Source organism: Bacillus sp. BS98, from assembly GCF_008432245.1.
Lineage (GTDB): Bacteria > Bacillota > Bacilli > Bacillales > Bacillaceae_G > Bacillus_A > Bacillus_A toyonensis.
Genome location: NZ_CP043830.1, coordinates 648,648 through 661,228 on the forward strand (window position 1 = coordinate 648,648; position 12,581 = coordinate 661,228).

Annotated in this window: 9 protein-coding genes; 5 read left to right on the forward strand and 4 right to left on the reverse strand. The window is 34.6% G+C overall.

The window, feature by feature from the left end:
* Positions 1–12: 12 nt before the first annotated feature.
* Complete coding sequence (locus F0362_RS03290; RefSeq protein ID WP_000448439.1) at positions 13–1,410, reverse strand: amino acid permease; 1,398 nt, start codon at positions 1,408–1,410, stop codon at positions 13–15.
* A 450-nt stretch (positions 1,411–1,860) separates the two neighbouring features.
* Between F0362_RS03290 and treR the strand changes: the two genes are divergently transcribed.
* The 3 genes from treR (at position 1,861) to treC (ending at position 5,814) form a co-directional block, all read left to right on the forward strand.
* Complete coding sequence (treR, locus tag F0362_RS03295) at positions 1,861–2,571, forward strand: trehalose operon repressor (protein WP_000202241.1); 711 nt, start codon at positions 1,861–1,863, stop codon at positions 2,569–2,571.
* Between the two features lie 140 nt (positions 2,572–2,711).
* Entirely contained in the window at positions 2,712–4,139 is a 1,428-nt protein-coding gene (treP, locus tag F0362_RS03300; RefSeq protein WP_000513928.1) for a PTS system trehalose-specific EIIBC component, read from the forward strand.
* Positions 4,140–4,152: 13 nt separating this feature from the next.
* Complete coding sequence (gene treC / locus F0362_RS03305; protein ID WP_000656129.1) at positions 4,153–5,814, forward strand: alpha,alpha-phosphotrehalase; 1,662 nt, start codon at positions 4,153–4,155, stop codon at positions 5,812–5,814.
* Positions 5,815–5,846: 32 nt separating this feature from the next.
* Here the strand turns inward: treC and gerKC are convergent, their stop codons facing one another.
* Genes gerKC through gerKA form a run of 3 tightly spaced genes read right to left on the reverse strand, consistent with a single transcriptional unit; the run spans position 5,847 to position 9,541 of the window.
* A complete protein-coding gene (gene gerKC / locus F0362_RS03310; RefSeq protein ID WP_149889646.1) occupies positions 5,847–6,971 on the reverse strand; it encodes a spore germination protein GerKC in 1,125 nt (374 codons plus the stop codon).
* On the reverse strand, positions 6,952–8,058 hold the full coding sequence (locus F0362_RS03315; protein WP_000185800.1) for a GerAB/ArcD/ProY family transporter: 1,107 nt from the start codon (positions 8,056–8,058) through the stop codon (positions 6,952–6,954). The genes gerKC and F0362_RS03315 overlap by 20 nt, the downstream gene beginning before the upstream one ends.
* The gene (gene gerKA / locus F0362_RS03320) at positions 8,039–9,541 is read right to left on the reverse strand and encodes a spore germination protein GerKA (protein WP_000139267.1); all 1,503 of its coding nucleotides are present in this window, start codon (positions 9,539–9,541) and stop codon (positions 8,039–8,041) included. The genes F0362_RS03315 and gerKA overlap by 20 nt, the downstream gene beginning before the upstream one ends.
* Positions 9,542–9,947: 406 nt before the next feature.
* Between gerKA and F0362_RS03325 the strand changes: the two genes are divergently transcribed.
* Together F0362_RS03325 and F0362_RS03330 are read left to right on the forward strand one after the other, a co-directional pair.
* Positions 9,948–11,780: a GAF domain-containing sensor histidine kinase gene (locus F0362_RS03325; RefSeq protein ID WP_000648902.1), complete on the forward strand. Its 1,833-nt coding sequence runs from the start codon at positions 9,948–9,950 to the stop codon at positions 11,778–11,780.
* Position 11,781: 1 nt separating this feature from the next.
* On the forward strand, positions 11,782–12,423 hold the full coding sequence (locus tag F0362_RS03330) for a response regulator (RefSeq protein WP_000590661.1): 642 nt from the start codon (positions 11,782–11,784) through the stop codon (positions 12,421–12,423).
* The last annotated feature ends 158 nt before the right edge of the window (positions 12,424–12,581 follow it).

The window sequence follows — 12,581 nt, forward strand, 5'->3', positions numbered from 1 at the left end:
GCTTCTCTTTTTTTAATTCGTTTTTTGTGAGTTTTTCATTAATACGGGATAAAGAATAAGACCTAATATAAACAATCCAATTCCTAAGAAGAACGTTTTTAAATCAGCAGTTCCCGTTTTGATAACCCAAATAGAGTATACAAATGCTAATGTAGTAATAACCCCGTCTTTTATTCGAGATCCTGGCATTATATCATATGTTTCTCCTGTAATAACCAATTTAAATTGGTACAGAGTAGAAACAAGGTATGGAATTAAATAAGCTAATGTTGCTACAACGATAGCGAAATTATATGCTTCTGAAACAGTGCCAGAAATCGTTGAGAATAAGAAGATTTGTGTCATCACATTTGTAATAAATAATGATTTTGAAGGACTACCCTTTTTATTTGTTTTACTGAAAAACTTAGGGAAAAGTCCATTTTTGGCAGCCTGGTAAGGTACTTCTGAACTAACAACAATCCAGCCAACAGTAGATCCAAATAAAGATACAAGTGCTAGTAACGCCATTATATATGCGCCTTTATTGCCGATTGCTAAATTTAATGCGTCTACTAATGGTTTTTGAGACTCTTTTAAAGCTTCTTGCGAGAGAGCTCCCATTGTAAGTAAAGTAATTGACATGTAAATAATAAGAGCAATAATTAGGCCGAAAATTGTAGCTTTTTTTACATCACGCTGTGATTTTGCGCGGTTAGAAAGCATAACCGCTGATTCGATGCCGATAAACGCCCAAAGTGTTGCAATAGCAGCTGAATTGATTTGTCCACCTAACGAGATGGATTGTCCAGCTTCATTCATAAATGTTTGACCGTCTCCGAAATTAGAGGCGTTGAAAATGAATAATGTAATCACAATAAACATTGTAAATCCGATAATTTTTGCAATGGTAGCAAGAAGATTCATATTTCCAGCTCGATCAATATTTTGAGAAAGAATATATTGAATTCCCCATAACATAAGGCTACATACTAGAAAAGTTAACCCTTTTCCTAGTTCTAGTGAAAATCCATTTATTGAAAAGAGAATTTGCTTACTTTGTAAAACTGGAAAAAATGTTGATAAATATCCAGCAAAGGAAATAATAACAGATGCTGTTGCAGCCCAGTTCGCAGCCCAATATCCCCACGCCATACTATACCCTGCAACTTTACCTGCTTTTTTTGAAGGAAACATCGCTTGAGCGTAACTTTGTGGTCCTGCTTTTAATTCTGGTTTTCGAATTGCTAAATTTCCAAATACGAGTGCAATCATAAATACGCCAAGTCCTGTAATACTCCATGCGAGTGTAGAACCCATTGGACCTGATACTTGTGCTAAATTTGCTGGGAGCATAAATACGCCACCGCCAACCATATTCCCGATAACAAAAGCTGTTAAAACCCATAATCCCCATTTTTTCGTTTCCATTTTTGTTAACTCCTTTGTAGTAAGATTTGCTTAAACATCATTTTTTACTAGCTTTTTGGCAATAAAAAAAGAGCCATGTAGATAAAAAATACCTACATGGCTCTTCGCCAAAGCGTAGGTACAACGGGAATAACCCTTGTACCTACGCGTAAATTTTCCGCTAGGTTTCAAGGGTTACGTATGATGATGATGTTTTTGTGCAAATGTAACTACAATTGTTGTATAAGTAAGCATAGTTCTTTGCTCCCTTTCTCCTCTGATTTTGAAGTTAGTATACTACATGTTTTTTTGAATGAAAAGAAAAATATAAAAACTTTTATAAAAATACGTTTTAGAGATTAAATATTTACCTATATTTTTCTTGTACTGGAAAATAAGTGAGAGATTGGCAGAAGAGTGTAGCATGGTATAATACATATAGAATTAGAAGGTGACAAGGGGCTATTGTAGATGACGAGTAAGTATGAGCAAATTTATATAGAAATCAGTAAGTCTATTGATAATAAGCACTTAAAAGAGGGATGCAAAATCCCATCAGAAACAGAATTAATGAAGCAGTATGAGGCAAGCCGAGGTACTGTAAGAAAAGCAGTAGATTTATTGCAAGAGCGTGGATATGTGCAAAAAATTCATGGAAAAGGTGTTTTTGTATTAAAGCGAAAAAATATTGAGTTTAACTTCGGTGGCATTGTAAGTTTTCAAGAAGAAAATGAGCGTCTAGGACGTCATTGTATTACAGAAGTCGTGGAAATGAAGAAAGAAGAAGCGACAAAAGAGGTTGCAAAATTATTAAACGTGAAAGAAAAAACAGAAATAGATCATATTAAACGTGTACGAAATATTGATGGAGAAAAAGTAATTTTAGATATAAATCATTTTGTATCTGAGTTTATTCCAGGATTAACGAGAGAAATTGCAACGGCATCAATTTATAAATACATTGAGAAAGAATTAGGGCTACATATTAGTTATTCGCAGAGGGTAATTGAAGTGCAGCCGTGTACAGATGATGACCGAAAGTATTTAGATTTAAATGGCACAGATTATGTTGTCGTTGTGAAAAACTTTACTCATTTATATGATGGGAGTCAGTTCGAATATACGGAATCACGTCACCGCTTAGATATTTTTCACTTTTCGGATGTGGCGCGAAGAAAGTAAAGAGGTGAAACGAAATAACGTTTCATCTTTTTTTTATAAAAAAAACCACCAACTCGTATATACGAGTGTTGACTAACTTATATATACGAGTTAATATGTAAGTGTAAACGGTATCAAAAAAAGAAAAGAGGGACGGGAATATGGGGAAAGACTATCGTAAAACAGCAGAGGAAGTGTTGCAGTATATTGGTGGGAAAGACAATATTGAACAAGCTGCGCACTGTGTAACGAGGCTCCGTATCGCTTTAAAAGATGAAAGTAAAATAGATAATGATAAATTACAGTCTGTTTCATTAGTAAAGGGAGCGTTTCATAATGCTGGGATATTTCAAATTGTAATTGGTCCAGGGGATGTAGATCGTGTTTACGCTGAATTGATAACGCTTGCAGGTATGAAGGAAGCGACAGTGGCTGACGTGAAAGATTCTGGAAATCAAAAGTTAAATCCAGCTCAAAAGTTTGTAAAAGTATTTTCAGATGTATTTATGCCGATATTACCAGCAATCGTCACAGCTGGTTTACTAATGGGGATTAACAATTTATTAGGGGCAAAGGACTTATTTTTTGATGGTAAAAATTTATTAGATGTTTATCCGAATTTAGGTGGGCTTTGGGATTTAATTAATATGATGGCCAATACAGCATTCGTATTCTTACCAGCACTTGTCGGTTGGTCAGCAACGAAGCGTTTTGGTGGTAGTCCAATACTAGGTATTGTTATGGGCTTAATGCTTGTGCATCCGGCCTTATTAAACGCCTGGGATTATGGCAAAGCAGCGACTGGTTTAGAAGGTCAAAAGATTGAGTACTTCAATATTTTAGGATTGTTCCAAATTGAAAAGGTAGGATATCAAGGTCAAATTTTACCGGTGTTAGTAGCAGCATTTGTATTGAGTAAAGTAGAGATTTTCTTAAAGAAACATGTACCAAATGCAATTCAATTATTAGTTGTACCAATTACAACAATCGTTGTAACAGGTGTGTTAGCATTAGGAATTATCGGTCCAGTTACACGTCATATTGGAGATTTATTAACAGCTGGATTAGTAGGCGTATATGAAACAGTACCAGTAGTTGGAGCAGTATTATTTGGAGCATTATATGCACCGCTTGTAATTACAGGTATGCACCATATGTTTATTGCAATTGATCTACAATTAATTGCACAGCACGGCGGTACATTTATTTGGCCGATGATTGCTCTTTCTAACATTGCGCAAGGTAGTGCGGCACTTGCAATGTTCTGGATTTCTAAAAATCAAAATGATAAAAGTATGGCATCGACATCAGCAATTTCCGCGTACTTTGGGATTACAGAGCCAGCGATGTTTGGTGTTAACTTACGAAATAAATTCCCGTTTTATGCAGCAATTATAGGATCTGCTGTGGCAGCAATATTCATTACATTAAATGGTGTATTAGCACCGGCTATCGGAATTGGCGGATTGCCAGCATTTATTTCGATCATTCCGAAATCGATTCCAATGTTTATTGTAGGAATGATTATCGCAGTTGTAATCCCATTTACGTTAACATGGTTATTTGCGAAAAGAGTTAAACAGAAGTAGGAGGAAGTTAAACATGAAGGATTGGCATAAAAGTGTAGTCTATCAAATTTATCCGAAGAGCTTTAATAGTTATTACAATAAAGAAACCGGTGATATAAAAGGAGTTACAGAGAAACTAGATTATTTAAAAGAACTCGGAGTGGATTATATTTGGTTAACACCGATATACCAATCACCACAAAATGATAATGGGTACGATGTAAGTGATTATTATAGCATTGATCCATCTTACGGAACGATGGAAGAGTTTGAAGAGCTTCTAGAAAAAGCAAAAGAACGTAACATTGAAATTATGCTTGATATCGTTGTAAACCATAGTTCGACGGAGCATAAGTGGTTTAAAGAAGCGAAAGAAGATACAAATAGTCCATATCGCAATTATTACATTTGGCGTGATGAAAAAAATAATTGGCAGTCTAAGTTTGGTGGATCGGCTTGGAAGTACGATGAAAAGACTAAGCAATATTTTTTACATCTATTTGATGAGACACAAGCAGATTTAAATTGGGAAAATGAAAAGCTTCGTGAAGAAGTTTATGATATGATGCACTTTTGGCTTGATAAAGGGGTAACTGGATTCCGCCTTGATGTTATTAACTTAATTTCAAAAGACCAACGTTTCTTAAGCGATGACGGAAGTACTGCGACAAGTGATGGACGTAAATATTATACGGATGGTCCGCGTGTTCATGAATATTTACAAGAGATGAATCGAAATGTATTTGAAGGGAAAGAGGTAATTACAGTTGGAGAAATGTCATCGACGACAATTGATAATTGCATTAAATACTCAAACCCTGAGCGCAATGAACTGAGTATGACGTTTAGTTTCCATCATTTGAAAGTAGATTATCCGAATGGTGATAAGTGGACGAAAGCTGATTTTGATTTTATTAAATTAAAAGAAATTATGTCTAACTGGCAAATTGAAATGCAAAAGGGCGGGGGATGGAATGCATTATTCTGGTGTAACCATGACCAGCCTCGCATCGTGTCACGCTTCGGTGATGATGGGAAGTACCGAAATGAATCTGCGAAAATGTTAGCGACAGCTATGCACATGCTGCAAGGAACGCCTTACATTTATCAAGGGGAAGAAATAGGTATGACGAATCCTAAATTCGAATCCATCGAGCAGTATCGTGATGTGGAATCGTTAAATATATATGATATAAAGCAGGAAGAAGGCTTATTAAAAGAAGAGATTATAGGGATTTTAAAACAAAAATCGCGTGACAATTCTCGTACTCCGATGCAGTGGAATGAAGAGGTGAATAGTGGTTTTACAACAAGTGCCCCTTGGATTTCAGTAGCTGAAACCTTTAAAGAAATAAACGTAGAGAAAGCATTACAAGATAAGGAGTCTGTATTTTATCATTATAAAAAGTTAATTGAACTTAGAAAAACTTACGATGTTATTACAGAAGGAGAATATGCTATTTTAGATGAAAATCACCCTAAGATTTGGGCATATACACGTACTGTAAATAATGAAGTATTACTTATTATTAATAACTTCTATGGAGAAGAAATAACGTATTCTGTACCAGCCCATGTTCAATTAGATGGAATGAAACAAGAAGTACTACTGTCGAATTATAAAGATTCCAGCAAGGATATTACAAAACTTAACTTAAGACCATATGAATCAATTATATATCGATATACGAAATAAAAGGTTGTATGCCCATGCGGCATACAACCTTTTTATTTTAAGACACCACTATACAAAATATTTACGTCTACTTCTGGTTTGAATTTTACTTTTGCATAATCTTTATTCCAATTTTTTTTCTTCCATAAGTCAGGATGATATGCGATAAGATGTCTTCCAATACCGAAAGCATCACAATTTGCTTTTTGTAGTTTGTTTGTTATTTTTTTCGCTTCTTTCGTAAGTTGTTTCGATAAGTCTTTATTTAGTTTTTTTCGTTCTCCCATTTTATAAATATTATCTCTTGGGGCTTCAAGTGCTATTACTTTTAGTTGGAGCTTAATGTGAGCATAAACATTTCCTTTTTTATCTGTTGTTATTTTTAAGTCTCGTTTTAACTTTCGATTGCTAATTTCCATTGTTAAATAATCAGATGTTTTCTCTGATTCATCGCTAGTAAGTTTTTGGGTTATACGGGCACTTGTTCCCATTTTTCTGGTTAATAATACGAATAAAACAGATTGTTTCAAAGGTAAATGCCCAGTTAGTTTATCATTGTTAAATAAAGCTAACCCGTTTGTAATTACTTCTTTTCCTTTTATTTTTATAGAAGGGAGGGTAAAGTCTTTACCGGGATCTAACATTTTTGTAGCAGCTGTTTCTAAAGTTTCTTTTGGAAATACACTCATATCTTCTAAGCTTTTCACTTTTTTCTTTAGAAAATCTCCAATTAGTAAATTTCCTACTTTCTTTTTTTCTAGTATCTCGGATGTTTCACCCTCTACTGCAATAAGTTTTACTAAAGCAGTTGGGTTTGTTGGGTCCCGAAAGCTGACATCTAAATAGGGTAGTATACCCTTTTTTAGAATTTGGGTTCCTAGCAATTGAACACCATATTTGAAGTAGCGAATATTACCAGTCACATTTTTTTTTAGGGCATCGCTTGTATCCCTTATGTTATACCCGTTTGCTGAATGTATTTCATTCTCGAATGAAGATTGCTCTCCGCTTGAACTTTTTACGAGTTCAAGCGTTTGCTGTAGTTTATTCTCTTCCGTAATATCATATCCAATACTATAAGCTAATCTCGCTTCTCTTAATGGTTCTTGATCCCAACAGCCAGAAAGGAATGAACTAGTACATAATATAAAAAATAATTTAACTCTTTTTTTGAACATACTGTTCTCCTTTCTTCTTTCTTATTACTGAATAAAGTAGAAATAAAAGAGGGAGGACAACGATGAAAATATAGGTGAACTTATCAGTGAAAGTTGCAATTACTTTTAATTCTTCAGGTGTATCTATGAATAAGGCTACACTAAATGCAATAACTCCAACGATTGGAACAGCTTGTTTATGATTAGCAAGATTGAATATATGTCCAATTCCGATAGAAGCGGCGCAATAATAACTAGCAATAGAAGCTACAACTGTTATCATCCAAATTGGTATGAATAGTAAATCAGTTCGGTCTATAATCCCGATATGTAAAGAGCGCAATAAGTAAGCAACTGGTTCTGGAATAAGCTCAACTTGCTTTGGACTAAATACGATAAAGCAAATCCAAACAGTAAAAGTATAAAAGAGAGTCACAAATCCATTAGCGATAGAAATTGCCTTTAGTTTTGCCACAGCAGTCCCATTTACTTTTGGGAAAGCGATAAGAATAATTTCAAAACCATACATAGCTGTAATTGTTTCCTTTGATGCTTGAATAATATTCCACCATCCAGCTTCTGTAATGGGAAAAATATAAGAAAAGTCAGCCCGTGAGAGCCCAAGTCCAATTAACAGTGCCATTGGGAAAATAAGAATAGAGGCCATGACATAAAACCGTACGATGACTTTAAATGTGTTATAGGCTATATAGCAACAAGCTATTGTAAATAGTATGAGAATGGCAGACCAAGGAGTTGCTTGTAATATCCATACTTTAATGACATTACAAGCACTTAACATAACCGTCATACCGATAAGGGTAAAATAAAAAACATAAGCAAAACCTAATAGTTTTCCAAATTTATTACCAAATAGCATACAAACACTTTCATACATATCAGCATCAGGAAATCGTTTTAAGAAAAGCCACATAAGTAAAATAATGAGTTGAATCGCAAAACCAGCGATGAGAACAGAAATCCAGCCACCGCCTTTCGCTATCGGGTGAAGACGATTTGGTAGAGAAAGGATACCAACCCCGATTTGGCATTGAATAACGAAAAAAGTAAATTGAACAAGTGAAATTTTACTTTGCGTGTTTGTCACCGTTCTCATCCTCTCTCGTTACATGTTGTCGTTGCATTTTTTTCGGCTTTGGATCATGAGGTCGTTCCCAAAACGACCAAATTGGGAGTCTTACAAAAGAATCTTTCATATCCTTTAGCCGCATTGGTGCAAGGGGAGAAAGGTAAGGTGTATGAAAAGAATGGAGCTGACATAGGTGAACGAAAGTTATAATTAGACCGAATGATATTCCTACATATCCGAATATAGCAGCAAGAATCATTAATGGAAAACGAAGAATTCGAACTGCTGAACTCATATCGTTTGATGGAACGAGAAAAGATGAGATTGCAGTTAAAGCTACAACGATGATCATCGTATAAGAAACAAGTCCGGCTTTTACAATCGCATCACCAATTACTAAACCGCCTACAATACCGATTGTTTGTCCAACGCGGCTCGGCAGACGAATACCAGCTTCCCGTAATAACTCGAAAATTAACTCCATTAAGAGAGCCTCAAAAATGGGGGGAAGTGGTACTTTTTCTAATGAAGCTTTAATTGTATAAACGAGTTCAAGTGGCAACACATCAGGATGAAAAGCAACTGTTGCGATATATATAGCTGGTAAGAGAAAGGCTATTAAAAAACTCACTAAGCGAATCATTCGGACGAATGAACCGACAATCCAGCGATTATTATAATCATCAGGTGATTGATAGAAAGCGAATAACGTAACAGGTACGATGAGCGCTGTTGGATCTCCGTCAGATAAAATAGCAACTCGTCCTTCCATTAAATTAGCGGCGGTTCTATCTGGGCGTTCTGTATTTAATTGCTGCGGGAAGGGTGAGAAAGATGTATCTTCTATAAATTCCTGTATGTAGCCTGGTGGCATGAGTGCGTCTGTCTTAATCATTTCCAATCTTCTTTTTACTTCTGCAACGAGATCGTCATTAGCTATATTTTGAATATAAGCAATTGCCACTTTCGTGTGCATTTCTTCACCAAGTGTGAAATATTTAACGACGACATTTGGACTTTTTATGAGTTTACGAATAGAAGCTAAATTGGTTGCTAAATCTTCTACAAACCCGGTATGTGGTCCACGTACAATGCCTTCATTATCCGGCTCTGTTATATCTCTTTTTAAAGATAGAGCTGTTTCGAAAATACAAAAACTATCAACATGTTCATGAAAATATAATGACTTTCCTTGTAATAAAAGCTGCACCCCATAATTTAAATTCGTTTCTTTTTTCATATTTAATGTGGAAAAAGCTTTATCTAAAGCCAAATCCGACCGTGTTAATAAAGGCTCGAGAGCTAATTGATGAATTAAATTTGGATCTGCTAAAGATTCGAGATATATAATGGTTCCTTTTCCGTTTTGAAAAGGGATATCTAATTTTTTTATATCATCTGAATGACAGAGTTTATTTTCAATGTAATTAATATTTTCCGGAAGCGATGGAAACATATGCTTTTGATTTTCACTCTTTTGTTGTTCTTTTTGCTCTGTCATAATTTCCACCTCTTTTAGAATAAAGTCGCTTCTGTTAATTTTTGCTTTTTGTGAGAAATTTATGCTTGTATTATTTGAAAATAAGTAGCTTGAAAGTTACGTTACGTCATCTTTTAAACTAAAGAAAATGAGAAGTAGGGGATGGAAAGAAAGTATATATTAGATTAGCGGTGTTGATATAAATCTTTTGTACTATAGAGGATAAGCCTAGCGGTATAAATAATTACATCATTCGATGAATAGGAAATTTATGAAAGGCAATTTATACTATTAGTATTGTGTCTTGCCTTTTTAGGTGCAGTACACAGCCGGTGATTGGCTAGTGGAGGTTCTTCCATTTTGCCAGTGCCGGTTTTTTATTGGATAATAGAGAAAATAAAGTTCTATAAAGAAAGAAGGGGTTGTTTTGAAAGCTGTAAATTCTATCTTTATGAGAGAAAAGATTGCTAGTTCTTATCTTTATTTTATTTCTTTTCTTGGTTTGATTACTATAACTATATCTTTACTTGAAATTAAAATCCCTTCTCATCCAACAATACTAATATTGTTATTAATATTTATGGGGATTGCAGAGTATTTTCCTGTACGATTTTGGAGAGGGACTAGCTCGCTTACCTTTCCGATAATTTACGCTATGAGTTGGCAGTTTGGAATCCATATAACTATTATTTCTATTGTACTCGTTACGCTAATTATTCACCTGCACCGCCGTTCACCGATACAAAGAATGTTATTTAATAGTACTCAGCATGCACTTAGTTTAATCTTGGCCGAATGGTTTTCAAACAAATGTATGTCCTTATTAATTAACAAAATAGATATATCAGTTCTGTATGGAAATTTAATATCTTTGTTATTATTTTGCGTGTTTTTTTGTTTTTTCAACAATCGTTTTTACGATTTGTTAATGATACTCCTTCCGCAGCCATATTTAATCTATCAGTGGTATAAAAAAACTGTAACGGTATTTCTTTGCGAAACTTTTGGTTTCTCTTATGCGGCACTGATGCACGTATTAATTAGTACATATAGTGTGGAAGTAAACGAGATTACAGTACTGTTTTTCTTTTTTCCACTTGTAGCAACTTCCGTTATTAGTTCTTTTTCTGTACGGATAAGGATGGAGAAGGAACGATTATATGAGTTATTTCTTATTACGACCGAAATTAGTCGAGGATTAACCGGAGGAAACTTGAAACATATTAAACAAGCACTTAAAGGTTTTTTTGGCATACAAGCATATGTAATATGGACAAAAGATGATGGGAACTGGAATATTCTATTAAAAGATGGGAAAGTCCGCCTAGATGTATCTGATGATTCAGAAAAGTATGGGGCGTTTGAGGAACTTTCTAAAAATCTTGTATTTAATGATTGGAAAATTGGTACGGCTCCTGGAGATGAAATATTTGATAATGTTATACGCTCACTTGTATATTTTCCTCTTATAGTAAATGATGAATTAGTCGGAATGTTTGTTGCAGGGAAAAGTAGAAATGCGGGTTTCTTTCCGGAAGATGTACAGTCGTTAGCTACATTTTCTAACCAATTAGCTAACGTTGTTAAAACAAGGATATTGATTTCTGAACAGGAAAAAAGAATGATCTTAGAAGAAAGAAATAGAATCGCCCGTGAAATTCACGATGGTATTGCGCAAACATTAGCCGGGGTGATATTCCAACTAGAATCCGCGCAGAAAAAATACCGTGATAAACCAAAAGATATGCAGCAAATAGTAGAGAAAAGTATAAAAGATTTAAGAGGAAGCTTAGGAGACGTTCGCTATTCTATTTATGCTTTAAAACCATATCCGACACAACAATTAGGGCTAAAGCAGGCGATAGCAAGTAAAATAAAATCTTTAAAACAAGAATATGAACTAGATATTACATATCATGAAAGAGGTCATGCACGTGCGCTTAGCTTTTCAAAAGAAAGGGTTATTTTTGATACATTACAAGAGAGTTTGCAAAACATTGTAAAACATGCACAAGCAGACAAGACTGATGTTTTACTTAGCTATCAAAGTGAGCACGTGCTTTTAAGGGTTAAGGATAATGGGATTGGCTTTTCACTATTTGAGTCTATGGTTAAAACGAAGAATGAGCCACATTATGGTATATTACATATGAATGAACAAGCTGAACAATTAGGGGCTACTTTACAGATTGATAGTTCTGTAGGGAAAGGGACAAAAATTACACTATTAATTCCAGATTCACAAACAAGGGGTGCGTAAAATGATTAAAATATTAGTAGTGGATGATCATGCTTTTTTACGAGACGCAATTCGGAACATACTAGAGGATGAATCTGATATGAAAGTGGTTGGAGAAGCTAGCTCTGGGGACGGAGTATTGGGAAAAGTAGAAGAATGCAGACCAGATTGTATTTTGATGGATATTAATCTTCCGGGGAAAAATGGGATTGAAGCTACAGAGTTGGTGAAAAAAAATTATCCGAATTGCCGAGTACTTGTGTTTACAATGTATGAGCATGATGAATATTTAATGGATGCACTCCAGGCTGGTGCTGATGGTTATTTATTGAAAGATTCATCATCGGAGCAGGTAGTAGCAGCAATTCGGATGTTATATCGAGGGGATTCAGTTATTCATCCGCGTATGACTAAAAAATTAATTACATATCATCAGCAAAAAATGAAATTAGAATCAAATGAAAATGAACTGACGGAACGTGAAAAGGAAATTCTTTTTGAATTAGTAAAGGGACTTAGTAATAAAGAAATCGCTGAAGCTCTATATATTAGTGATAAAACAGTTAAAATTCACATCAATAAAATTTTTAAAAAACTAAATGTGAAAAGTCGATCGCAAGCGGTGATTTATGCTGTTCGAAATCAATTGGTTCCGTTGGATTAAATAGGAAATGTTTAAAAGAACTATCATGTTTATTTATTTTTTATTACAAAGAATAAATAGCAAGATAGTTCTTTTGTACTATGTAGGTATAGAATCCTTAGAGAAAAGATACTCCTTTTGTTCAATTTTCAGAATAATCAAAATGTGAAATAATAAAA

Coding starts and splice junctions, on each gene's coding strand:
- F0362_RS03330 (WP_000590661.1), top strand. CDS start 11,782: ATGATTAAAATATTAGTAGTGGATGATCATGCTTTTTTACGAGACGCA.
- treC (WP_000656129.1), top strand. CDS start 4,153: ATGAAGGATTGGCATAAAAGTGTAGTCTATCAAATTTATCCGAAGAGC.
- treR (WP_000202241.1), top strand. CDS start 1,861: ATGACGAGTAAGTATGAGCAAATTTATATAGAAATCAGTAAGTCTATT.
- treP (WP_000513928.1), top strand. CDS start 2,712: ATGGGGAAAGACTATCGTAAAACAGCAGAGGAAGTGTTGCAGTATATT.
- gerKA (WP_000139267.1), bottom strand. CDS start 9,541: ATGACAGAGCAAAAAGAACAACAAAAGAGTGAAAATCAAAAGCATATG.
- F0362_RS03290 (WP_000448439.1), bottom strand. CDS start 1,410: ATGGAAACGAAAAAATGGGGATTATGGGTTTTAACAGCTTTTGTTATC.
- gerKC (WP_149889646.1), bottom strand. CDS start 6,971: ATGTTCAAAAAAAGAGTTAAATTATTTTTTATATTATGTACTAGTTCA.